Raw genomic sequence first — 21,760 nt, 5'->3', positions numbered from 1 at the left:
AGCCGGGCCGCTGTTACAGCAGCCCGCGTACCAGGATGCCGGCGATCAGCAGCGGCGCCACCAGCCGCCAGCACCAGAGCAGGCAGCCGCGTAGCAGCGGCGACAGACCGGCGGGCAGCACGGACTCACCCAGTCGCCAGCCCAGCAGCAGGGTCAGCACCAGACCGAACAGCGGCATCATCAGGTTGGAGGTGAGGTAGTCCAGCAGATCGAAGATGGTCTTGCCGAACAGGGTCAGCTCGCTCCAGGGGCCGAACGACAGGCTGACCGGAATGCCGGACGCCATGATCAGCAGGGTCAGCACCCGGCAGGCACCACGGCGCGACCAACCCCACTCCTCGGTGGTGAAGCGCACCAGGTGCTCCAGCATGGAGATGGAGGAGGAGAGTGCCGCCACCAAGAGCAGCAGGAAGAACACCACCGCCAGCCCCTGGCCGAACGGCAGATGGTTGAACACCGCCGGCATGGTCATAAAGGTGAGCCCTGGGCCGGCGGTGGGATCGATGCCGGTGGAGGCCAGCACCGGGAAGATCATCAACCCCGCCAGCACCGAGATGAGGCTCGCCAGGGTCACGACCCAGACGCCGGAGCGCAGCACGCCCTCGCTGCTCGGCAGGTAAGCACCATAGGTGGTGTGCACGCCAAGCCCGATGGAAAGGGAGAAGAAGGCCAGCCCCAGCGCGTCCAGCACGCCCTGACCGGTCAGCATGGAGAAGTCCGGCAGCAGGAACTGGCGCACCCCGGCCATGGCGCCCGGCATGGAGAGGCCAGTCACCACCAGCAGCATCATCATCACGAACAGGGCCGGCATCATCCAGCGCAGCGCCCGTTCCACCCCCTTCTGCAGGCCCCCCTGCACGAACCACCAGGTGAGCCCGGCAAACACCAGATGGGTCAGCACCGGCCACCAGGGGTGGCTGACATAGCCGTTGAACAAGGCGGTCAGCGCCGCACCCTCGCTCAGGTTGAGCTGCCCGCTCACCGCCAGCGCTGCATAACCCACGGTCCAGCCGCCCACCACGCTGTAGAAGCTGTAGATGAAGAAGCCGCACAGGATCCCCATGTACCCCATCCAGCGCCAGTTCGGCCCCACCAGCTTGTGGAAGGCACCGAGCACCCCGCGCTGGCTGCGGCTGCCGAGCAGGGTTTCACCCACCAGCACGGCCACCCCCAGGGTGAAGCTGAACAGCAGAAACATCAGCAGGAAGGCGCCGCCGCCGTTGGTGGCCGTCACATAGGGAAACTTCCAGATGGCGCCAAGGCCGATCGCCGAACCGGCGGCGGCCAGCACATGACCGATACGGGAAGACCACTGAACCTGGCTCATACAACCTCCGGGCAAGACAACATTCGATACTCCATGGGTAACCGCACGATGCGGGGCAACAAAAAAGGCCGCCTGGTGGCGACCTTTGCAATGAACATTCAGACAAGCTGCGCGTGCAAGGTCACCTCTCTTGCGAGCTAAAAAATCGACCGAACAGGGCAACGCGACGTGACATGAATAATCTGATCTGAATGCTGAAAAGGGATCACAGCCTAAACCATGGAAAGAAAAATTGACACAACATGACCAAACTTTTTTTCATGCGGCCAAAATAATCTTGTTTTCACCCGGCCGGCGCCAAAAATCAGCGCCGCTGCCTCCCCGCCCACGGCCTTGAACGATAATAGTCTTAGCTTGGGCGGGTTCGACGCAACCGGATGGGACCGACCTGCCCTGCCACTCCCTTGCGCAACATGGATGTACCGACGTGACGCACCTGACCGGATACTGGATGAAATGGCTGTTGCCCTGGCTACTGTTGCCTGGCCTGGCGCAGGCCACGCAACCCCCGCTGACCCTGCTCAGCCACGAGCTGCCCCCCTTTACCCACACCAGCGACGGCAAGCTCGGCGGGCTGGCGGTGCAACTGGTGCAGGAGGCCCAGCAGGAGATGGGGGTCGACTACCCCATCAAGATCTACCCCCTCAAACGGGCGCTGGCGCTGACCCGGGTCGAGCCCGGCTTCGCCCTGTTCGTCATTCTGCGCACGCCCCAGCGGGAGCCCCAGTTCAAGTGGGTGGGGCCGCTGTTTCTGAACCGGGTGGTGATCTACCAGACCAGGGGCAGCCAGCCGCTGACCGATCTGGCCCAGCTGCGCCAGCTGGCGCGGGTCGGCGTGCTGCTCGGCAACGCCGATGACGAGCTGCTCACCCGCGAGGGCTACACCAATCTGGTGCGCTGCCAGACCATCGAAGATGCCATCGAACGACTGATGCTCGGCAAGATAGACGCCTTCCCCATGGGGGAGCAGATCATGCCGGCCATCCTGGCCAAGATGAAGTTCTCCCCCCGCAGCGTGGTGAACTCAGGGCTGTTGCTGCAGGAACACTGGCTCTACATCGTCTTCTCGAAGAGCGAGGATGACGCCGTGATCGCCCGCTGGCAGGCGGCCATCGACAAGGTCAGGGACCGTCACCAGCAGCCGCAGCGGCCCATCCGCCAACCCTGATTACACCAGCCCGCGCACCAGGATGCCGCCGATCAGCAGCGGTGCCAGCCAGCGCCAGCAGCCCATCACCAGGGTACGCCAGTGCAGCGCCAGCCCGGCGGGCAGCGCCTGGCGCCCCAGTTTCCAACCCAGCAGCAGGGTGAGCGCCAACCCGAACATGGGCATCATCAGGTTGGAGGTGACGAAGTCGAGCAGCTCGAAGATATTCTTGCCAAACAGGGTCACCTGCGCCCAGGGCCCGAACGACAGGCTGACCGGAATCCCCCCCGCCATCACCAGCGCGGTGATGAGGCCGCAAGCGGCCCGCCGTGACCAGCCCAGGCTCTCACTGACGAAGCACTGCAGGTGTTCCAGCAGCGAGATGGCCGACGACAGCGCCGCCACCACCAGCAAGGCGAAGAACACCACCGCCAGCCCCTGGCCGAACGGCAACTGCTGGAACACCGCCGGCATGGTCATGAAGGTGAGCCCCGGGCCGGAGGCGGGATCGATGCCGGTCGCCGCCAGCACCGGGAAGATCATCAAGCCTGCCAGTACGGCGATGAGGCTTGCCAGCAGCACCACCCAGAGGCTGGAGCGGCCGACCCCGTCACTGGAGGGCAGGTAGGCGCCATAGGTGGTGTGAATGCCAAGGCCGATGGAGAGGGAGAAGAAGGCCAGCCCCATGGCGTCAAGCACGCCGGACATGCCGAGCTTGCTGAAATCCGGCATCAGGAAGTGGCGCACCCCGGCCATGGCGTTGGGCAGGGTGAGGCCGAAGGCCACCAGCATCAGGATCATGATGAACAGGGCCGGCATCATCCAGCGCAGGGTACGCTCCACCCCCTTCTGCACGCCTCCCTGCACGAACCACCAGGTGAGCCCGGCAAACAGCAGGTGGGTCAGCACCGGCCAGAGCGGATCCCCCACATAGTCGTTGAAACGGGCGGTGAGGGCCGCGCCGTCACCGTGCTGCAGACTGCCCGCCAGCGCCATGCCGGTGTAGCCCAGGGTCCAGCCGCCCACTACGCTGTAGAAGCTGTAGATGAGCAGGCTGCTGAGCAGCCCCATGGCGCCGACCCAGCGCCAGCGCTTGCCCATCAGTGCACCGAAGGCCCCCACCACCCCACGTCGGCTCAGGCTGCCGAGCAAGGTCTCCCCCATCAGCACCGCCACCCCCAGGGTGAAGCTGAACAGCAGAAACACCAGCAGGAAGGCGCCACCGCCGTTGGCGGCCGTCACATAGGGGAACTTCCAGATAGCGCCGAGACCGACTGCGGAACCTGCGGCGGCCAGGATATAACCGAGCCGGGATGACCATTGGGACTGCTTCATAAGAACTCCAACCGAGGGGCCCGCCACAAGGGGCCCAAAATGACGCTCAGAGTACGGGGGGGGCTGCGCAATCACAACGCCTCTTATCTGGATAAAACGCGAATTGCTGGCATCATTACCTAATTAAATTCTATTTAACGCGCAATCCTGCCAACAAATAAAAACCGGAGCAATTTTGCTCCGGTTTTACAGGGTGGTGAACCAGCGTTGGGGACTAGATCACCCCCAGCTCCCGCAGCCGCTCCATCAGGTAGCTGTGGGCGGTGTGACGCTCGGAGAGCACCACGTCCGGGCGCGGATGGAGGAACAGCGGCAGGGAGATGCGGGACTTAGCGGCGCTGCCGCCGGTCGGGTTGATGACGCGGTGGGTGGTGGAGGGGTAATAGCCATGGGAGGCTTCCTGCAACATGTCACCGATGTTGATGATGAGGGTGCCAAAATCGCACGGCACGTCCATCCACTCGCCGTCGGACCCCTTCACCTGCAGGCCCGGCTCGTTGGCGGCAGGCAGTATGGTCAGCAGGTTGATGTCTTCATGGGCGGCGGCGCGGATGGCACCCGGCTCCTCGGTGCCGTCGAACGGCGGGTAGTGCAGCACCCGCAGCAGAGTCTTCTGGCTCTCTTCGATCATGGAGGAGAGCGGGCAGCTGTAGTGGGCGGCAATGTCGCTCGGGGTGTACTGCTCGACCCAGCCCAGCAGCTCGGCCGCCAGGTTGTTGGCGAGGCGGTAGTACTCCATCGCCTGCTCTTTCAGCTCGGCCGGCATCTGGCCCCAGGGGTAGAGGTGGAAGTACTCCTTGATGTCCTTCTGGCTGTGGCCCTTGGCCACCTCGGACACCGACGGCGGGAAGTAGCCGTCCTGGGTCTCGCGATTGAACAGAAAATCCTGCTTCTGCTCGCTCATGAAGAAGCGATACCAGTTGTCATAGATGGACTGCACCAGCTCTTTCGGGATGGGGTGATTGGTCAGTACCCCGAAGCCGGTGGTCCGCAGGGATTCGGTGAAGCGCTGCGCCGCATCGGGCGAGCGGTAATCGACGGTCAGGACTTTCATTGTTTTTGTTACATGCCAGTTAAATGATGGCGCAGTTTACCCCGTGACCGGCAACAAGGAAAGGGCGCGGGCCGCCACGCCGCCAGCCCGCGCAAATAGTGACAAACCGCTCAAAAAACGGCGCCGGCCAACACCGTTTTTCATCCCTTGTCCTGCCCCGGCATCCTCTCTAGAATGCCCCCACCATCCCTCTCGGAGCCCGTCGTCCATGTCCCCCAAGATCCTGTTGCTGACCCTACCTTTCCTGCTCGCCGGTTGCAGCTCGCTGTCGGAAGAAGAGTGCCGCACCATGAGCTGGTACAACCTGGGTTATCAGGACGGCGAGCAGGGCAAGACCCGGGCCGCCACCCGCGACTACGTCTCGACCTGCGGCGAATACGGCCTCAAGGTGGACGAGGCGGAGTGGAAACGGGGTTATGCCAAGGGGCTGGAGCTCTACTGCATTCCCGAGCTCGCCTACAGCAAGGGCAAGTCCGGTGCCGAGTATCAGGGCGTCTGTCCCAACGATGCCAGCTTCCTGACCCAGTACGATCGCGGCCGTCAGGAGTACCTGGTGGAGAAACAGCTCAGCGACCTCAAGAGCGACATGGAGCGGACCGAGCGCGACATCGAGACGCTGGAGCGCCAGATCCGCAACGAGAACGACAGCAAGCAGCGCGACTACTACCGCGCCCAGCGCGAACGCGCCATCCGTCACTACGAGGGGCTGCGCCGTGACTACAACCGGATCCGTTTCCCGGATCGGGTGATCCAGTTCTCCTTCGGGAACTGACAAACAAAAAAGGGGCCGACATGGCCCCTTTCTGTTGCTGTTTCTGTCCCTCAGGCGGGCAGAACCCAGCGCTGCAGCGCCAGCGCGATGCCGTCTTCGTTGTGATCGGCGGTGACCCGATCCGCCAGCGCCTGGATCTGTGACGCCGCGTTGCCCATGGCCACCGCCAGCCCCACCTGCTCGAACATGCTGATGTCGTTGTTGTTGTCGCCAAACGCCACCACGTTCTCCATCGCGATCCCTTCGCTCGCCGCCCACTGGGCCAGCCGGTTGCCCTTGCTGCAGCCGGGTTGCACCAGTTCCACCGCATAGGGCGCCGCCCAGTCACGGGTAAAGGGCAGTTGCTCCACCACCTCTGCCATGAAGTGATGGAGCAGGGCGGGATCCTGGTTGAACAGCTCCAGCTTCCAGACAGGCCGGCTGAGCCAGCTCGCCAGATCCTCCGCCGGCAACAGGGAGATCTTGAGATGATCCGGCTGGCTCGCCGACCAGTGGCGCATCCTGGTCACATGCTCCTCGCAGCCGAGGTAGCCGATCCCCTCATCAAGGTGGAACAGGGCCCCCATCTGGTGCGCCTGCACCTCCGCCAGCAGCCGGCTGAGGGGGGCCACCGCCAGCGGATCCCCGGTCAGGATCTGCTCCTGCACCGGATCATAGAGGTAGGCGCCATTGCTGCAGATGATGGGGGTGTCGAGGGCCAGCTCGTGATGGAAAGGACGGGCCGTCATGAAGTGGCGCCCCGTCACCAGCAGCACCTTGATGCCGTGGGCGCGGGCCTGGGCCAGCGCGGCCCGGGTGGCGGACGAGATCTTGTGATCCCGGGTCAGCAGGGTACCGTCCATATCCAACGCAATGGCCTGAAAACGACTCATATCACCTCCAAAATGTCGAAACGGTTGGGGTACCATACAGTCCCGTGTCCAGTGCAATGGCCTGAAAACGACTCATGTCACCGCCAACATGTAGAAACGAATGCGGCGCCATACCAACCCGCGTTCAAATAACGATTCATGCCACCGCCCAAGGCTGAACATAGCGGGCAGCACCGAGCGAGCGGGCAAGCAAGGCAAAGAGCCATACCGTCCCAGAGTCGGCGCCACGATGCAAGTGCCGGTTGCCCCCTTCGCGTCGTTCTGTGATCCCGTCAGCCGGCTTCCACCTGGACGTCGAGCCGCTGCCGCCGATCCGCCGCCCGGCGCAGACCATAGAAGCCGATGGCACAGAGCAGGCTGCACAACGCCGCCAGATAGAAGGGCCACTCGGTGCCCGCCAGCAGCACCAGACTGCCGACCACCACCGCCAGGATCTCGCTGCCCACCGCTAGCCCGCGATAGAGCCCCATCGCCTGCCCCTGCTGCTCGGCATGGCTGCGGTTGGAGACCGCCACCGAGGTCGCCAGCTCTCCCAGGCTCATGCCGATGCCGGTGGGAATGAAGGTGAGAGCCAGCCCCCACCAGTGGCCGGGCAGCACGAACATCAACATGCCCGCCGCCATCACCAGATGGCCGACCACCCCCAGACTGCTGCCACGCCAATGACGAGCCAGGCGTGAACCCAGCCAGGATCCCAGGATCATTGGCACGCTCACCAGCACGGCGGCCTGCGCCAGCTGCACCGGATCCCAGGCCAGCCGCTCCACCAGCCAGACGTTGAAATAGGTGAAGTAGAGCTGCACCGCGCCGTAACTAAGCAGGGTCAGCACGAAGTAGGGCAGCAGCGCCGGTTGCAGCAGTAGCTGGCGGGAAGAGAGGGCCGGTGCCGGCTGCTCACTGCGGACCGCCGCCGGCCGATTGGGCAGCAGCCAGAGCACCAGCAGCAGGTTGACCAGGGTCATGGCTACCGCCAGCCAGGCCGCCAGGCTGTAATCGCCGGAAACCACAGCGGCATAGCCGCCGATCATGGGGCCCACCACCCAGCCCAGGTTCATGCCGATGTTGATCCAGGCGAAGCTGCGCGCCTTGGTTTTGGCGGTGCTCATGTCGGCCGCCATGGCCTGCACGATGGCGATGTCACCGTTGAAGAAGCCCTCCACCACCCGGCTCAGCAACAGCAGCGGCAAGGATCGCCAGGCGATCCCCAGCGCCATCAGGGCGTAGCCCACCAGCACGCCCACCAGACAGAGGGTCAGCACCGGCTTGCGGCCATGACGATCGGAGAGCTTGCCGAGCCAGGGAGCCCCTACCAGTTGAAACAGTGGATAGAGCCCCATGATGACCCCCAGCCATACCTTGCGGCTCCAGTCCGACGCTGCCGGCGTCAGCATGCCCTGGGCCGGATCCAGCAACAGCGGCGCCAGCACCGGAGACGGCAGACTGAAGCCCGCCACCGCCAGCGTCACCGTCATCACCAGTACCCACAGGCTGGCCTGCCCCTTGATCCCTTCCATGTTCGCCCCATTAAATAAAGTTATTGGTTTATTTATGTTGGCGTTCAAACCAGATTAAGTAAAGTGAATTGTTGATTTAAAAAATCCCCCTCCCCATAATGCTCCTATCCATGCCAGAACCGCGGCCGCACCTGCCGACGATGAGAGCCTTGCCATGAACGCCAGCACCGACAAGATATTGTTTCTGCTCAAGAGCCACGGCCCACAGAGTGCCGCCGAGCTGGGAGAGCAGTTGCAGATGACCTCCATGGGGGCTCGCCAGCACCTGATGACGCTGGAGGCCGACGGCTGGGTGAGTTTCAACGACGAGGCCCGCGGGCGCGGTCGACCGGTACGGTTGTGGCACCTGACCGAGCAGGCCTGGCAACGCTTCCCCGACAGCCACAGCGAACTGACGCTGCAGCTTATCGACAACATCCAGCAGCTGTTTGGCGAGGTGGGCATGGAGCGGTTGATCGCCCAGCGGGAGCAGCAACAGCTGGCCCGCTATCAGGCCGAGCTGACCCAGCCGGCGCTGGCCGACAGGCTGGCGGCACTGACGGCGCAGCGCACGCGAGAGGGCTATATGGCGGATTTTCGCCAGGAGGAGGATGGCAGCTGGCTGCTGTGGGAGAGCCACTGCCCCATCTGCGCGGCGGCGCGGGCCTGCCGGGGTTTTTGTCGCAGCGAGCTGGAGATGTTTCGCCGCTTGCTGGCGCCGGCCGGGGTGGATCGGGAGCAGTATTTGCTGGAGGGGGATCACCGCTGTCTCTATCGCATCAGGCCGCAGCCCTGATCCACGAACGCCAGAAACAACAAAGCAGGCGCCGGGATGCCTGCTTTGTTGCCTTCGGGGAGGGGATGCTCTCGTTCCAGCCCGTCGTTGCCCGATAAGGTGAGACGGCTGATGGGGTTGTTGACCCGGTAAGGTCCTTCACCACAGAGACCGGGTTGGGTTTCTGTCTTGCCACCGGAAGATGTAACCATGGTATCCCTGCCGGCCCGGTGAGTGGTTGCGAAGTAGCATGTATTTTCAGTTGTTTTTGCAATAGTTCACCCTTAATCTAGGAAAAGTGAATTAGTAATTGCAACGAGGAACGGAGAATGCTGAAACTTGATCGCATAGACAGGCATATTCTGGAGCTGATGCAGGAGAATGGCCGCATCAGCAACCTGGAGCTGGCCGAGCTGGTCGGGCTCTCCCCCTCCCCCTGCTCCCGCCGGGTCAAGGCGCTGGAGGATGCCGGTCTCATCGACACCCACGTCACCCTGCTCAACGCCCGCCAGCTGGGGCTGACCCTCACCGCCTACATTCACATCTCCATGGACCGGCACACCCCGGAGCGGTTCGAAAATTTTGACCGCGCCATCAGTGAGCTGCCCGAAGTGCTCGAGTGTGACCTCATCACCGGCAACGATGCCGACTACCAGCTCAAGGTGGTGGTGCGGGACATGGAGCACTACCAGCACTTCCTGCTGGACAAGCTGACCCATATCCCGGGGGTGACCGGGGTGCGCTCCAGCTTCGTGCTGCGCCGGATCAAGCACAAAACGGCGCTGCCGCTCAACCATCTGGGCTGACCGCTGGCCCTGATCGGCGGGCCAGACCAGATAAAAGAAGAGGAGGCCACTGGCCTCCTCTTCTTTTATCTGCAGTCAGCGGCCTGCACTCAGACCGCTACCTGGCTGACATCCTGTACCTGCAACAGCCAGCCGGCCTGCTCCTGCTGCGGCTCACCGCTGACCCGTAGCCGCTCGCCGGTCGGCACCCACTGCCCCTCGGGCAAGGAGACCAGCAGGCTCTCGCTGCCGTTGTCGAATAGCCAGCGATCTTCACCCAGCGACTCGATCAGATAACCTTCCATCTCCACTCTGGACTCGGCTTGCCAGGATGGCGCAACGGAATCACGGCTCTCGATGAAATCCCCCTGAACACCAAAACTGGCCAGCCCCCACAGAATGGAGAGCCCAACCAACGATGATTGCATCTCGTCTCTCCTCTTTTGGAACTGTAGGGCCAGTATGGGAAGAGAAAACTGAGCACACCATGAACAAGATGGCAAAGTGCCGACGGGATCGCGAAAAAAACCGGCCAGTTGGCCGGTTGTGTCATTTTATGGCGCCTGGATCACACTATTTGGCGGCTTCCTCTGCCATCCGTGCGGCTCTTGGCTTATTCGTCCACATGGCAACACCGCGATGATCCGCGCAGATCCCCTCCTCCACCACGGCCCGCACCCAGGTACCGTCCTTGCAGATAGCCTGCCAGGCATCGGCATCGTCGATGGCCATCGAAGGGGCATGGGAACCGGCACTGCAGGCGGTCAGCAACAGGGCAAACAGGGGCAACAGAAGTTTCATCGGGTGATCCTCAGGCTGGATGGATGGGCCGCACTCAACGCCCCAGCTGGGCCGAGATGCGATCGCAGAGCTGCTTGAGCTGGGCCAGTTCAGCATCGGCCAGATCCACCTGATTGCGCAAGTTGTCCGCCAGACAGCATTCCCTCACCTCCTGCTGCAGCTGACGCCCCGCCTCGGTCAGGCCGATGCATTTTTGCCGCTCATCCTCGCTGGAGACGGTGCGGGTCAACCAGCCCTTGCTCTCCAGCCGCTTGACGATGGGGGTCAGAGTGCCCGCATCCAGCCCGGTCTCCTGACCGATCTCCTTGAGGCTGACCTCGTCCCGCGCCCACAGCGACAGCATCACCAGATACTGGGTGTAGGTGAGATCCAGCTTGTCCAGCAGCGGCCGATAGGCCCGCATCACCGCGTTGGAGGCGCTGTAGAGGGCAAAACAGACCTGCTTTTTCAATTCACTCATGGGGCACCTCGCTGACGACTGGGGCCAGTATACCCCAGGAAAATCGGGGGTCGAATAATTTGCACACAAAATAGTTGTCAGCCCGCATTTTCGGGATTAGTCTGAATTTACTTTGCACACAAACAAAATCAGAGACCCCGACATGAAGACGCTCTATCGCACTCAAGCCATCGCCCAGGCCGGCCGCAACGGTGAGGTTCACACCCTGGACAACAGCCTGCAGCTGGCACTGGCACTGCCGACCGCCCTCGGTGGCAACGGCAAGGGCAATAACCCGGAGCAGCTGCTGGCCGCCGGTTATGCCGCCTGCTTCTCCAATGCGCTGATCCACGTTGCCCACAAACTCGGTGCGCCCCTCTCCAGTGCTCCCGTCACCGCCGAGGTCGAGTTGCTGGCGCTGGACGATGGCCGCTTCAACTTCGCCATCACGCTGGACGTAGCGCTCGCCGCTACCCAACCTGAACAGGCGGCGCAGGCCGAGCAGATAGTGCGGCTGGCCCACCAGACCTGCCCCTTCTCCAACGCCATGCGGGGCAATGTGGTCACCCGGCTGCTGCTCAACGGCGCCCCGCTGGATGAGACGGCGTGAACCCGTTCAGCCTCAACCCCTTGGAAATAGCCATGCTGGCGACTCGCAGGTTGCCAACCCCCCTCACACTGGAGAAAAAACCATGAATCAGTCCAGCCATCAGATCCAGCTGCTGCGTCGCCCGGTCGGCCTGCCCAGCCTGGCCGATTTCACCCTGACCGAGGTGGCTCTGCCCGAGCTGCAAGAAGGAGAGGTGCGGGTCGCCAACCAGTGGCTGTCGGTGGATCCCTACATGCGCGGTCGCATGAGCGAAGCCAAGAGCTATGTGCCCCCCTTCCCCCTCAACGGCCCCCTCGATGGCGGCGCCATCGGCGTGGTGGAAGCCTCCCGTCACCCGGACTTCGCGGTGGGCGACCGGGTGAGCAGCATGCTGGGCTGGCGCGATCGCTTCGTCGCCAATGGCGCCCAGCTGACCCGCCTGCCCGACACCCGCTTGCCGCCCCAGCTCTTTCTCGGCGCCCTCGGCATGCCGGGTATGACCGCCTGGACCGGGCTCAACCGCATCGCCAAGCTGCAGGCCGGTGAAACCGTGCTGGTGTCGGCCGCCTCCGGCGCCGTCGGCTCCATGGTGGTGCAGCTTGCCAAACGGGCGGGGGCCCACGTCATCGGCTCCACCGGGTCGGCCGACAAGGTGGCCTACCTCAAGAGCCTGGGGGCCGACGAGGTGATCAACTACCGTGAGACTCCGGATCTCGATGCCGAGCTGGCCCGGCTGGCACCGGAGGGGATCCACGTCTACTTCGAGAACGTGGGGGGCGCCATGCTGGACGCCGCCCTCAACCACATGGTGGTACACGGTCGCATCGTGATGTGCGGCCTCATCGAGCAGTACAACGGCCAGAGCGAGGCGAGCGGCCCGCGCAACCTCTCCCAGGTGATCCGCAAACGCCTCACCATGCAGGGGCTGATCGTGTTCGATCACTGGCAGCATTACGGCGAGTTTCTGGCCGAGGTGACCCCGGCCTTCGACGCCGGCACCCTGCAGGCCGAAGAGACCGTCTATCAGGGGCTCGCCAGCATGCCGCAGGCCTTCATCGGGCTGTTCGAGGGGCTCAATACCGGCAAGATGCTGGTCAAGCTGGCGTGATCCGCAGCACTGGCGCCTGACGCCGCAGACTGCTTGCATGACGGGCCCATCCGCCCTAAGGTGGGCCCGTTTTTTATGGTGCAATCCGCCGCTTGTGCAAGGAGCCGCTCATGGGTTCCCTGCTTGTCTCGCGTCATCCCAGCAAGGAGCCCTTCTTATGTCTACCCCCTATCCCCACGTCGGCGGTCGATGACAGAGTGATCCTGACCAACCCATTACCCCCTCAGCAAGGAGCTCTTCTTATGTCTACTCCCTATCCCCGCGTCGGTGTCGGCGTGATCCTCACCAACCGCCAGGGCCAGGTGCTGCTTGGCAAGCGCAAGGGCAGCCACGCCCCCTACTGGTCCATCGCCGGCGGTCATCTGGAACTGGGAGAGACGTTCGAATCGGCAGCGATCCGGGAAGTGGCCGAGGAGACGGGTTTTCAGATCAGCAACTCCAGCGTCATCGCCGTCACCAACAACCTGGAGACCTGGCGTGAGAGCGGCCTGCACTATGTCTCGGTCACCCTGCTGGCCGAGGTAGAGGGAGAGCCCCAGCTGCTGGAGCCGGAGAAGTGCGAAGGCTGGGTCTGGTGCGATCCGCGCAATCTGCCCGAGCCCCACTTCGATGCCAGCCGCCAGTCCATCGCCTGCTGGCTGGCGAATCGTTGCTACCTGCCGACCTCGAGCCAGCCGGCCCCATAAGCCATCGCCTGCTGGCTGGCCGTTGCTATCTGCCGACGCCAAACCAGCCCACCCCATAGACCATCGCCTGCTGGCTTGCTGGCCGTTGCTATCTGCCACAACCAGGCCAGCCGATGGAGTGACCTGCGGCTAACAAGGCGCGGCAACCTGCCAGCAGCCCCTGATTTGTCATAAAAAAGTCACCGCTTTGTCATATCATCGGGGCGATGATGACAACGAGGGAGTGAGGACGTGGGGCAGGTGTTTATTCAGTTTTTATGGTTGGGCTGTGTCAGCTTCGGCGGACCCGCCGCCCATATCGGCTACTTCCAGCGCACCTTCGTCGAGCGACTGGGCTGGCTGACCCAGGCCGAATTCGCCCAGTTGCTGGCCCTCTGCCAGCTGCTGCCGGGCCCCGCCTCCAGCCAGCTCGGCTTTGCCATCGGCCGCCAGCGGGCCGGGCTCGCTGGGGCGCTGGCCGCCTTCGCCGGTTTCACCCTCCCCTCCTTTCTGCTGTTGCTGGCCGCCGCCATCGGTCTGGGCCAGCTCGGCAACAACATCTGGCTCGATGCCGCCCTGCACGGCCTCAAGCTGCTGGCGCTGGTGGTGGTCGCCGATGCAGTGCTCACCATGAGCCGCCAGTTCTGCAAGACCACGCGCAATCAGGGGATCATGGTCGCCACCGCGGCCGCCCTCTGGTGGCAGCCCGGCCTGCTCACCCAGCTCGTCATGCTGGCGGGCGCTGCCCTGCTCTGTGCCCGCATCGACGCACCGCAAACACCAGACCCACAGCCCTCGCCGGCTCAGTCCATGCCTGTGCACCAACCCCACTGGCCTACCCTGCTGCTGTTTGCCCTGCTGTTTGTCGGCCTGCCACTGCTGGGAGGCCCCGTCGGCCAGCTGGTCGCCGACTTCTATCGGGCCGGCAGCCTGGTGTTTGGCGGCGGCCACGTGGTGCTGCCCCTGCTGGCGGAGAGCGTGGGCCACAGCCTCAACCAGCAGCAGTTTCTGACCGGCTACAGCCTGGCCCAGCTGGTGCCCGGCCCCATGTTCACCCTAGCGACCTATCTCGGCGCCCAGTTGCTGCCGGCCAGCCCGGTGGGCGGCGCTCTGCTGGCGACCCTGGCGCTATTCCTGCCCGGCTTTTTGCTGCTGTGGGCCATGGGCCCCTGCTGGCAGAGCTGGCTGGCCCGCCCTCGCCTCGCCGGTGCCGTGGCCGGTATCAACGCCGCCGTGGTGGGTCTGCTGCTGGCGGCGCTCTATCAGCCGGTCTGGCAGAGCGCCGTGCTGGCTCCTACCGATCTGGCGCTGGCCGCCATCGGCTTCTATCTGCTGCGGGGACTCAAGCTGCCCATTCTGGCGCTGGCCACCCTGCTGGTGGTCGCCACCCTGCTGCTGGCCTGATAGGCCCAGGCAGCGGCCACAAAGAAACGGCCCCCTGCCGAGGCAGGGGGCCGTTTTTGCATTGATGCCCGGCGCCAGACTCAGGGCTCGGGATCGAAATCCAGACTCAGGCTGTTGACGCAGTAGCGCTGACCGGTTTCGGTCGGCCCGTCCGGGAAGACGTGGCCGAGGTGGGAGCCGCACTGCCTGCAGGTGATCTCCACCCGCTTCATGCCGTGGCTGCCATCCTCGGTGTAGGTCACGGTCCCCTCGATGGCCCGATCGAACGAGGGCCAGCCGCAGCCCGAGTCAAATTTGGCATCCGAGTGGAACAGCACCTGCTTGCAGCAGACGCACAGGTAGTCGCCGCTCTTGCGGTTGTGGAGCAGGGCGCCGCTGTAGGGACGCTCCGTGCCCTTCTCCCAGCAGACGTGATACTGCTCGGCGCTCAACTGCCGGCGCCACTGCTCGGGGTTGGGGGTGTTGCCGCTCATACTGACTCCTTGCCGTGAATATCGGTGCCCAGCATACCCAGTCAGGGCGCCGCGCTCTACCCCGCCAGCGGGAACTGTGATCCGGTTGGCAACACGACGGCAACATCCGGGGTGGCGACCACTCCCTCCTCGGCCAGCGCCACCGCACTCAGGGCGACCCGCTCCAGCAGCTTGAGGGAGTGGGCCCGGCCCACCGCCACCTGCCGCTTGATATCGTCGGGCAGGAACGGCAGCCCGTCGTTGGTGGCGGTGTCGATGGTCTGGATCCACTCCAGCCCCTCCCCCGGCGGCGGCAGACGGAACTGGATGTCGTAGTCGCTGGCGTTGAACAGCACGTACCAGCGCTCACCGCCGCAGCCGATCATGCCGATGTCCATGGCGAACGCCTGCCCCATGGGGGCGTGCCAGTCCTGATCGGTGAGCTGATGGCCGTCCGGGTGATACCAGTTGACCTGATGGCAGCTGCTGGGGGCGCCGTTCCAGCTGTCGTCGCTCAGCTGCAGGTTGGAGAAGACGGTGGACTCCGCCCGCAGCGCCAGCATCTGCTGGGTGAAGGCGAGCAGCCGTTCATCCTCCGGCCGCCACTGCCAGTTGACCCAGCTGATCTGGTTGTCCTGGCAGTAGGCGTTGTTGTTGCCGAGCTGGCTGCGGCCCATTTCGTCGCCGGCGAGGAAGTGCGGGGTGCCTTGCGACAACAGCAGGGTGGCGATCAGGTTGCGCTTCTGCTGCTGGCGCAGATTGTTGACCCGCGGATCCAGAGTCGGCCCTTCCACCCCGTGGTTGTTGGAGAGGTTGTTGCCGTGGCCATCCCGGTTGTCCTCGCCGTTGGCCTGGTTGTGGCGCTGGTTGTAGGAGACCAGATCCTCCAGGGTGAAACCGTCGTGATAGCAGAGGTAGTTGACGCTGGTATGGGGGGATCGCCAGTTCTTCGGGAACAGATCCCGTGAGCCGACCAGCCGGGTGGCAAAGTCCCCCATCTTGCCCGCATCACCGCGCCAGAAGGCGCGTACCGTGTCGCGGTAGCGGTCGTTGATCTCCAGCCACTGGCTCGGGAACTGGCCGAGCCGATAGCCGAACGGGCCGATATCCCAGGGCTCGGCGATGAGCTTGACCCGTGCCAGCACGGGGTCTGCCATCATGGCCTTGAAGAAGGCCCCCATGGGGTCGAACTCGCCCGCCTCCCGCGCCAGGGTGACCGCCAGATCGAAGCGAAAGCCATCCACCTGCATCTCGGTGACCCAGTAGCGCAGGGCGTCGAGCACCAGCCGCAGGCTGTTGGGGTGATCCAGATTGACGCTGTTGCCGCAGCCGGTGACGTTGGCGTGGCGAGTGTAATCGGGGCCGTGCGCCCCCGCCTCGAAGGCGTAGTAACCGGCGTTGTCAAAGCCCTTGAAGGAGAGCATGGGGCCGTCGAAGCCCGACTCCGCGGTGTGGTTGTAGACCACATCCAGGATCACCTCGAGGCCGGCCTTGTGCAGCTCGCGCACCATGGTCTTGAACTCGGTCACCGCCTCTTGCGCCGCATAGCGCGGCTCGGGGGCGAAGAAGGCGATGGGGTTGTAACCCCAGTAGTTGGTCAGCCCCAGCTGCTCGAGCCTGGGCTCGGACATGAAGGCCGCCACCGGCATCAACTGCACCGAGGTGATGCCAAGAGACTTGAGATGCTCGATGATAAGCGGGTGGCAGATGCCCAGATAGGTGCCGCGCAGCTCGCTCGGCACCCCCTGATGCTGGCGGGTGAAGCCCTTGACGTGGGTTTCATAGATGACGGTGCGGGCCGGCTCGATGGCGGGCTTGCCCACCCCCTGCCAGTCGAAGGCATCGTCCACCACCACGGATTTGGCCACCATGGCCGCACTGTCCCCCTGATAGAGGGCATCATCCCAGTGGGTCGGGCGGCTGAGCGCCTTGGCGTAGGGGTCGATCAGCAGCTTGTCCGGGTCGAACAGCATCCCCTCCTGCGACGTGCCGTGCACCCGGTAACCGTAGCGCTGACCGGCCTTGACGCCGCGCACATGGCCGAAGCGGTACTGGCCGCGCCGGCCGGGCAGCTCGAGGCGCGCCAGCTCCCGCTCCTGCTCGTCGAACAGGCAGAGCTCCACCTTGTCCGATTGCGGCGCCCAGACGCAGAAGTGACAACCCGTCTCGTCGAGCAGGGCCCCCAGCGGATGGTCCTGCCCCTTTTCCATTGCGAACATCAAGACTCCTGTTTGATGAACAAGGTCGCGAGCGGCGGCAGATCCAGCACTATGCTGTGCGCCATCCCCTGCCAGGGGGTCGGCTCGGCGACGAAGACCAGACCCACATCATAGTTGCTGCCCCAGTAATGCTCGCTGTCGGTGTTGAGCACCACCCGGTAGTGACCGGCCGCCGGTACCCCGAGCCGGTAGGCAAGCCGTGGCACCGGCGTGAAGTTGCAGGCCACCACCAGCGGGTTGGCCCCCTGCTTGTCGGCCCGCAGCCAGGCAAAGATGCTGTTGTCGGCGTCGTTGTGATCCAGCCAGCGGAAGCCGTTTTGCTCATAATCCGCCTGATACAAGGCAGGTTCATGACGGTAGAGGTGGTTGAGATCGTGGATCAGCCGCTGCTGGCCGCCGTGCTTGGGATACTGCAGCAGGTGCCAGGGCAGCTGGGCATCGTGATTCCACTCGTTGCTCTGGGCGATCTCGGTGCCCATGAAGTTGAGCTTCTTGCCGGGGTGGGCATACATGAAGCCCATGTAGGCGCGCAGGTTGGCCGCCTGCTGCCATTCGTCCCCCGGCATCTTGTAGAGCATGGAGTGCTTGCCGTGCACCACCTCGTCGTGGGAGAGCGACAGAATGAAGTTCTCGTCATAGTGGTACACCATGGAGAAGGTCATGTCGTTGTGGTGGTAGCGACGGTGAATGGGCTCTTTCTGCATGTAGGTGAGGGTGTCGTGCATCCAGCCCATATTCCACTTGAAGCCAAAACCCAGGCCGCCCAGGAAGGTGGGACGGGAGACCCCGGCGAAGGCGGTGGACTCCTCGGCGATGGTCATGGCGTGAGGGTACTTGCCGTACACCTCCTCGTTGGTCCACTTCAGCAGGCTGATCGCCTCGTAGTTGTGGTTGCCGCCATCGACGTTGGGCACCCACTCGCCGGCGTTGCGCGAATAGTCCAGATAGAGCATGGAGGCGACCGCATCCACCCGCAGGCCGTCGACGTGGAACTTGTCGAGCCAGAACAGGGCGCTGGCCACCAGGAACTGGCGCACCGTATTGCGGCCGAAATCATAGATGTAGGAGTTCCAGTCCGGGTGCCAGCCGCGGCGCGGATCCTCGTACTCGTAGAGCGGAGTGCCGTCGAAGCGGGCCAGCCCGTGGGCATCGGACGGGAAATGGGCAGGCACCCAGTCAAGGATGACGCCGATACCGGCCTGGTGGCACTGGTCGACGAAGTATTTGAAATCATCAGCCGTGCCGTAGCGGCTGGTGGGCGAGAACATGCCCACTGGCTGGTAGCCCCAGGAGCCGCTGAACGGGTGCTCTGAGACCGGCAGCAGCTCGATGTGGGTGTACTCCATCCCCTTGACGTAATCCACCAGCTCCACCGCCAGTTCGCGCCAGCTCAGGCTGTCACCGTTGGGGTGACGCTTCCAGGAGCCCACGTGCAGCTCGTAGATGGAGAGCGGCTGCTCGCGTTTGTCGTTGAGCTGGCTCTCGCGCCAGGCGGCATCCTGCCACTGGTACTGGTCGTGGTCATAGACCACGGAGGCGAACGAGGGGTACTGCTCGCAGTAGAAACCCACCGGGTCGCTCTTGTGCGGCAGCCGGTTGCCGGCCGGGTCTTTCAGTTCGAACTTGTAGCGATCCCCGGCCTTGAGGCCCGGCACGAACAGCACCCAGTGACCGCACTGGCTGCGCTGCATCGGGTGGCGACGGCCATCCCAGAAGTTGAAATCGCCGATGAGGCTCACCGCGGTGGCGCTCGGCGCATAGACCGCAAAACGCACCCCTTCCACTTGCTGATCCAGATGCTCCACGGTGCGCAGCTGGGCACCGAGCGTATGGTAGAGGTTTTCCGGCTGGTAGGTGAGTTCCGCCAACCCGGCCCAGCCCGCATCCTGGAACTGATAGGGGTCGATGACCTCGACGCTGGCATCTGGGTAGTCGGCAAGCAACTGGTAGGGGAAGGGATTTTTACGGCGGGTGAAAACAGTTTCAAAGAGGCCCGAATCATCGGTGGGCGCCAAGGTGGCAACAATCTTGCCCGACTTGAGATCCCTGACCCGTACGGCCTGGGCATCGGGTAACCAGACGGTCAGCTTGAGGCCGGGCCCATCCGGATTGGCCTGCAGGCCTAAGTGGGAGAAGGGATCGGAACAGCGGGCTGCAACCAAACGTTCAACGAGCATCGAGATTTCCTTTCATAGCTGAGCATCCGCTCCGGCCTGGGCCGAAGCGGATGTAAGTGAGTCACGTTTTGTCGGCAGTGGCTCAACGACTGGCCTCGTCACGGGCCTGGCTCATCTTGCCTGCCAGCGCCTTGAGCGCCTCATTGGCAAAAATATCCTCCAGATCGGTAGACAGCTTGCGGCGCCAGTTCGGGTACTCGTAACTGGTGCCCGGCACGTTGACCGGCTTGTCCATCTCCAGCCAATCCTCCAGCTGGGTGCTGAACAGGGCGCAGCTGCCGCGAGACATATGCAGTTGCAGACCGTGGTTGAGCTCGGTGTTCATGCCGACCCAGTTCACGTCGTGGCTGATGTTGCCGGAGATCACCCCGTGGCCGTGCAGGCTGTCGAGGATCCGCTGCTTGGCCTGGTGGCGATCAGCATACAGGGTCTTGAGTACGTCTTCATCCGGATACAAGCCCAGCTCGCGTCCCAGCGCCAGATCGTCGCAATGCCAGAAGCCCTTGAGGGTCGGCATGTCATGGGTGGTCAGCGCCGACATGGCCTGCTCGGCGTAGTGAGCCGGAGAGATGAAGCCGCCATCGGCCTTGGAGCGCTCGAAGAAGAACACCTTGTAGGAGTGGACGCCGTTCTCTTTCAGGGTCACGTCGATCCCCTCCGGCACGGTACCCAGATCCTCGCCGATCAGCAGGCACTGGTTGCGGTGGGACTCGAGGGCCAGGATGCCGAGCAGGTCGTTGACCGGGTAATAGATGTAGGCGCCTTTGGCGGCCGACTCTCCGGGCGGCACCCACCACAGGCGCAGCAAGGCCATCACGTGGTCGATGCGCAGCGCGCCGCAGGAGCGCATGTTGGCACGGAACAGATCCACCATCGGCTGGTAGGCCGCCTCGAACAGCTGGTTCGGGTTCATGGGGGGCAGGCCCCAGTTCTGGCCGAGCGGACCCAGAATATCGGGCGGCGCACCGACCGAGGCTTTCGGGCAGTAGAGATCCCGGTTGGCCCAGATCTCGGTGGAGCCTTCGGAGACGCCCACCGCCAGATCGCGGTAGATCCCCATCACCATGCCGGCCGCCTTGGCACGGGCGTCGGCCCGGGCCAGCTGCTCGTCGGCCAGGAACTGCAGATAAAGATAGAAATTCACATCCTGGCTATGCTCGGCCATCCAGGCCGCCACTTCGGGATTGTGGTAGTCACGGAACGGTTCCGGCCACACCGGCCAGCCCCAGGCATTCTCGCCTTTGGCGTAGAAGTGAGCCTGCAGGGCATCGAAGGCGGCCTGTTGCTGCAGGCTGTCGCCGCCGGCGGCAACGAAGGCATCGAAGGCGGCCTGACGCTCGGCGCTCAGACTGGCCTGGTCAAACACCTGACGCAGCATGCCGAGTTTGGTCTCGACGACGCCGGTGTAATCCACGTTGCCCTTGGCACGCAGCTCACTCAGGTGCTGCTGGAAGGCGGGGTTCGCCACCTCGGCCTTGAGCCGGGCATTGGCCAGAAATTCGGGCACGGCTTCCACATCGATGTAGGCCACGTTGAGCCAGCGCCGAGACGAGGGGCTGTAGGGACTGGCGCTCTCCGGGTTGGCCGGATAGAGGGCATGAATCGGGTTGAGACCGACGAAGTGGGCGCCCCAGGCGGCCATCTTCTCGACCAGCTGGCCCAGATCGCTGAAATCGCCGATGCCCCAGTTGTGGCGGCTGCGCAGGCAGTAGAGCTGCACACTCGGACCCCACACCTTGCGGCCATTGGCGATGGGAGGCTGCTTGTAGCACGCCTTGGGCGCGACGATGAGGCGCATGCTGGCGAGCGGCTCGTCGTTGCCCTCCTCCAGCAGGATCAGATCGTGATAACCCAGCTCGGGCTGCACAGCCAGAGCCACGCGATAGGCCTGGCACTCCATCTCTTCGAATTCGGCCACACCGACCAGCTCGCCGTCGATGGGGGTGAGCTGACCGGACAACAGGCCGCCCTGCTCCAGCTTGAGCTGCCAGCTGAGGGCGTCGTTGACGAATTCGATGGGCAGACGAACTTCGAGGGTAATGGGCTCGCCGCTGCGGAGCACCATCACGGGATCCAGCGCACGCAGCCAGTGCTGGCGGTGCTCCTGCTCAAGCTGCTCGGTCAGGGCGGCCTCGTCATCGACGCGGTAACCCATGGCGCCCAGCATGGCGGCCTTGCTCTCTTCGGATACCTGAGCCGGGTGGCCCCAGGCATCAACATACTCGCTGGCGATACCTTTGGCGGCAGCCAGCTGTTCAATCAGGGTGGTCATAGTTTGAGAATTCCCGCTGTGGATTCTATCTATACTATTTTGATTAATTTTTATGGGTGGTACTTGAACAGTGG

The 21,760-nt window shown here is 63.8% G+C and carries 21 protein-coding genes; 8 read left to right on the top strand and 13 right to left on the bottom strand.

Annotated features, from left to right (window positions below; translation table 11 throughout):
* Positions 1-13: 13 nt before the first annotated feature.
* On the bottom strand, positions 14-1,327 hold the full coding sequence (locus tag ACPW75_RS00615) for a sodium-dependent transporter (RefSeq protein WP_017411099.1): 1,314 nt from the start codon (positions 1,325-1,327) through the stop codon (positions 14-16).
* A gap of 451 nt (positions 1,328-1,778) precedes the next feature.
* On the opposite strand from ACPW75_RS00615, the gene ACPW75_RS00610 reads away from it, so the two are divergent.
* Positions 1,779-2,495 carry a substrate-binding periplasmic protein gene (locus ACPW75_RS00610; protein WP_077096553.1) on the top strand — a complete coding sequence of 239 codons (717 nt, stop codon included), beginning with the start codon at positions 1,779-1,781 and terminating at the stop codon, positions 2,493-2,495.
* Here ACPW75_RS00610 and ACPW75_RS00605 read toward each other — a convergent pair whose 3' ends face one another.
* Together ACPW75_RS00605 and ACPW75_RS00600 are read right to left on the bottom strand one after the other, a co-directional pair.
* Complete coding sequence (locus tag ACPW75_RS00605) at positions 2,496-3,809, bottom strand: sodium-dependent transporter (protein WP_011707342.1); 1,314 nt, start codon at positions 3,807-3,809, stop codon at positions 2,496-2,498.
* Between the two features lie 214 nt (positions 3,810-4,023).
* Entirely contained in the window at positions 4,024-4,863 is an 840-nt protein-coding gene (locus ACPW75_RS00600) for an isopenicillin N synthase family dioxygenase (protein ID WP_011707343.1), read from the bottom strand.
* Between the two features lie 208 nt (positions 4,864-5,071).
* Between ACPW75_RS00600 and ACPW75_RS00595 the strand changes: the two genes are divergently transcribed.
* Positions 5,072-5,635 carry a DUF2799 domain-containing protein gene (locus ACPW75_RS00595; protein WP_011707344.1) on the top strand — a complete coding sequence of 188 codons (564 nt, stop codon included), beginning with the start codon at positions 5,072-5,074 and terminating at the stop codon, positions 5,633-5,635.
* 50 nt (positions 5,636-5,685) lie between these two features.
* On the opposite strand, the gene ACPW75_RS00590 is transcribed toward ACPW75_RS00595, so the two are convergent.
* Together ACPW75_RS00590 and ACPW75_RS00585 are read right to left on the bottom strand one after the other, a co-directional pair.
* Positions 5,686-6,507, bottom strand: a complete 822-nt coding sequence (locus ACPW75_RS00590) for a Cof-type HAD-IIB family hydrolase (RefSeq protein ID WP_043127345.1) — start codon at positions 6,505-6,507, stop codon at positions 5,686-5,688.
* Between the two features lie 272 nt (positions 6,508-6,779).
* The gene (locus tag ACPW75_RS00585; protein WP_077097384.1) at positions 6,780-8,021 is read right to left on the bottom strand and encodes an MFS transporter; all 1,242 of its coding nucleotides are present in this window, start codon (positions 8,019-8,021) and stop codon (positions 6,780-6,782) included.
* A 154-nt stretch (positions 8,022-8,175) separates the two neighbouring features.
* On the opposite strand from ACPW75_RS00585, the gene ACPW75_RS00580 reads away from it, so the two are divergent.
* Positions 8,176-8,796, top strand: a complete 621-nt coding sequence (locus ACPW75_RS00580) for a helix-turn-helix transcriptional regulator (protein WP_077097386.1) — start codon at positions 8,176-8,178, stop codon at positions 8,794-8,796.
* Here the strand turns inward: ACPW75_RS00580 and ACPW75_RS00575 are convergent.
* Positions 8,772-8,987 (bottom strand): hypothetical protein, encoded by a 216-nt coding sequence (locus tag ACPW75_RS00575; protein WP_135318988.1) that lies wholly within the window; start codon positions 8,985-8,987, stop codon positions 8,772-8,774. The genes ACPW75_RS00580 and ACPW75_RS00575 overlap by 25 nt on opposite strands.
* 117 nt (positions 8,988-9,104) lie before the next feature.
* Here ACPW75_RS00575 and ACPW75_RS00570 point away from each other — a divergent pair, with 117 nt between their 5' ends.
* Entirely contained in the window at positions 9,105-9,581 is a 477-nt protein-coding gene (locus tag ACPW75_RS00570) for an Lrp/AsnC family transcriptional regulator (RefSeq protein ID WP_005304871.1), read from the top strand.
* Between the two features lie 89 nt (positions 9,582-9,670).
* Here the strand turns inward: ACPW75_RS00570 and ACPW75_RS00565 are convergent, their stop codons facing one another.
* From ACPW75_RS00565 to ACPW75_RS00555, 3 genes are all read right to left on the bottom strand, one after another.
* Complete coding sequence (locus ACPW75_RS00565; RefSeq protein ID WP_016351944.1) at positions 9,671-9,988, bottom strand: hypothetical protein; 318 nt, start codon at positions 9,986-9,988, stop codon at positions 9,671-9,673.
* Between the two features lie 145 nt (positions 9,989-10,133).
* The gene (locus ACPW75_RS00560) at positions 10,134-10,361 is read right to left on the bottom strand and encodes a DUF3761 domain-containing protein (RefSeq protein ID WP_077097388.1); all 228 of its coding nucleotides are present in this window, start codon (positions 10,359-10,361) and stop codon (positions 10,134-10,136) included.
* Between the two features lie 34 nt (positions 10,362-10,395).
* Positions 10,396-10,821 carry a MarR family winged helix-turn-helix transcriptional regulator gene (locus ACPW75_RS00555; RefSeq protein ID WP_016351946.1) on the bottom strand — a complete coding sequence of 142 codons (426 nt, stop codon included), beginning with the start codon at positions 10,819-10,821 and terminating at the stop codon, positions 10,396-10,398.
* Positions 10,822-10,963: 142 nt separating this feature from the next.
* Between ACPW75_RS00555 and ACPW75_RS00550 the strand changes: the two genes are divergently transcribed.
* The 4 genes from ACPW75_RS00550 to chrA all read left to right on the top strand — a co-directional run bounded on the left by ACPW75_RS00550 (position 10,964) and on the right by chrA (position 14,566).
* Positions 10,964-11,410, top strand: coding sequence for an organic hydroperoxide resistance protein (locus ACPW75_RS00550; protein WP_179101488.1), 447 nt, complete (start codon positions 10,964-10,966; stop codon positions 11,408-11,410).
* An 82-nt stretch (positions 11,411-11,492) separates the two neighbouring features.
* Positions 11,493-12,497 (top strand): NADP-dependent oxidoreductase, encoded by a 1,005-nt coding sequence (locus tag ACPW75_RS00545; RefSeq protein WP_190283791.1) that lies wholly within the window; start codon positions 11,493-11,495, stop codon positions 12,495-12,497.
* 242 nt (positions 12,498-12,739) lie between these two features.
* Positions 12,740-13,183 carry a nucleotide triphosphate diphosphatase NUDT15 gene (locus ACPW75_RS00540; RefSeq protein ID WP_077097392.1) on the top strand — a complete coding sequence of 148 codons (444 nt, stop codon included), beginning with the start codon at positions 12,740-12,742 and terminating at the stop codon, positions 13,181-13,183.
* A gap of 231 nt (positions 13,184-13,414) precedes the next feature.
* The gene (gene chrA, locus ACPW75_RS00535) at positions 13,415-14,566 is read left to right on the top strand and encodes a chromate efflux transporter (protein ID WP_077097394.1); all 1,152 of its coding nucleotides are present in this window, start codon (positions 13,415-13,417) and stop codon (positions 14,564-14,566) included.
* Positions 14,567-14,646: 80 nt separating this feature from the next.
* Here chrA and msrB read toward each other — a convergent pair whose 3' ends face one another.
* The 4 genes from msrB to malQ form a co-directional block, all read right to left on the bottom strand.
* Positions 14,647-15,039 (bottom strand): peptide-methionine (R)-S-oxide reductase MsrB, encoded by a 393-nt coding sequence (gene msrB / locus ACPW75_RS00530; RefSeq protein ID WP_077097396.1) that lies wholly within the window; start codon positions 15,037-15,039, stop codon positions 14,647-14,649.
* A 56-nt stretch (positions 15,040-15,095) separates the two neighbouring features.
* Entirely contained in the window at positions 15,096-17,237 is a 2,142-nt protein-coding gene (gene glgX, locus ACPW75_RS00525; protein ID WP_077097398.1) for a glycogen debranching protein GlgX, read from the bottom strand.
* Positions 17,237-19,414, bottom strand: coding sequence for a 1,4-alpha-glucan branching protein GlgB (gene glgB / locus ACPW75_RS00520; protein WP_077097400.1), 2,178 nt, complete (start codon positions 19,412-19,414; stop codon positions 17,237-17,239). The genes glgX and glgB overlap by 1 nt, the downstream gene beginning before the upstream one ends.
* Positions 19,415-19,496: 82 nt before the next feature.
* Positions 19,497-21,686, bottom strand: coding sequence for a 4-alpha-glucanotransferase (gene malQ, locus ACPW75_RS00515; RefSeq protein ID WP_179101489.1), 2,190 nt, complete (start codon positions 21,684-21,686; stop codon positions 19,497-19,499).
* Positions 21,687-21,760: the final 74 nt, after the last annotated feature.

It is taken from the genome of Aeromonas sp. FL131 (assembly GCF_049860615.1).
GTDB lineage: Bacteria > Pseudomonadota > Gammaproteobacteria > Enterobacterales > Aeromonadaceae > Aeromonas > Aeromonas hydrophila.
Note: the sequence above shows the minus strand (reverse complement) of the source record. Positions and strands in the feature narration are given on the sequence as shown.

Excerpts from the sequence above, each read along its gene's own strand:
- ACPW75_RS00590 (WP_043127345.1), bottom strand. The coding sequence starts at position 6,507 with ATGAGTCGTTTTCAGGCCATTGCGTTGGATATGGACGGTACCCTGCTG.
- ACPW75_RS00595 (WP_011707344.1), top strand. The coding sequence starts at position 5,072 with ATGTCCCCCAAGATCCTGTTGCTGACCCTACCTTTCCTGCTCGCCGGT.
- ACPW75_RS00565 (WP_016351944.1), bottom strand. The coding sequence starts at position 9,988 with ATGCAATCATCGTTGGTTGGGCTCTCCATTCTGTGGGGGCTGGCCAGT.
- ACPW75_RS00575 (WP_135318988.1), bottom strand. The coding sequence starts at position 8,987 with ATGGTTACATCTTCCGGTGGCAAGACAGAAACCCAACCCGGTCTCTGT.
- glgB (WP_077097400.1), bottom strand. The coding sequence starts at position 19,414 with ATGCTCGTTGAACGTTTGGTTGCAGCCCGCTGTTCCGATCCCTTCTCC.
- glgX (WP_077097398.1), bottom strand. The coding sequence starts at position 17,237 with ATGTTCGCAATGGAAAAGGGGCAGGACCATCCGCTGGGGGCCCTGCTC.
- ACPW75_RS00540 (WP_077097392.1), top strand. The coding sequence starts at position 12,740 with ATGTCTACTCCCTATCCCCGCGTCGGTGTCGGCGTGATCCTCACCAAC.
- ACPW75_RS00545 (WP_190283791.1), top strand. The coding sequence starts at position 11,493 with ATGAATCAGTCCAGCCATCAGATCCAGCTGCTGCGTCGCCCGGTCGGC.
- ACPW75_RS00585 (WP_077097384.1), bottom strand. The coding sequence starts at position 8,021 with ATGGAAGGGATCAAGGGGCAGGCCAGCCTGTGGGTACTGGTGATGACG.
- msrB (WP_077097396.1), bottom strand. The coding sequence starts at position 15,039 with ATGAGCGGCAACACCCCCAACCCCGAGCAGTGGCGCCGGCAGTTGAGC.
- ACPW75_RS00600 (WP_011707343.1), bottom strand. The coding sequence starts at position 4,863 with ATGAAAGTCCTGACCGTCGATTACCGCTCGCCCGATGCGGCGCAGCGC.
- ACPW75_RS00610 (WP_077096553.1), top strand. The coding sequence starts at position 1,779 with ATGAAATGGCTGTTGCCCTGGCTACTGTTGCCTGGCCTGGCGCAGGCC.
- ACPW75_RS00605 (WP_011707342.1), bottom strand. The coding sequence starts at position 3,809 with ATGAAGCAGTCCCAATGGTCATCCCGGCTCGGTTATATCCTGGCCGCC.
- malQ (WP_179101489.1), bottom strand. The coding sequence starts at position 21,686 with ATGACCACCCTGATTGAACAGCTGGCTGCCGCCAAAGGTATCGCCAGC.
- ACPW75_RS00560 (WP_077097388.1), bottom strand. The coding sequence starts at position 10,361 with ATGAAACTTCTGTTGCCCCTGTTTGCCCTGTTGCTGACCGCCTGCAGT.
- ACPW75_RS00615 (WP_017411099.1), bottom strand. The coding sequence starts at position 1,327 with ATGAGCCAGGTTCAGTGGTCTTCCCGTATCGGTCATGTGCTGGCCGCC.
- ACPW75_RS00570 (WP_005304871.1), top strand. The coding sequence starts at position 9,105 with ATGCTGAAACTTGATCGCATAGACAGGCATATTCTGGAGCTGATGCAG.
- ACPW75_RS00550 (WP_179101488.1), top strand. The coding sequence starts at position 10,964 with ATGAAGACGCTCTATCGCACTCAAGCCATCGCCCAGGCCGGCCGCAAC.
- ACPW75_RS00580 (WP_077097386.1), top strand. The coding sequence starts at position 8,176 with ATGAACGCCAGCACCGACAAGATATTGTTTCTGCTCAAGAGCCACGGC.
- ACPW75_RS00555 (WP_016351946.1), bottom strand. The coding sequence starts at position 10,821 with ATGAGTGAATTGAAAAAGCAGGTCTGTTTTGCCCTCTACAGCGCCTCC.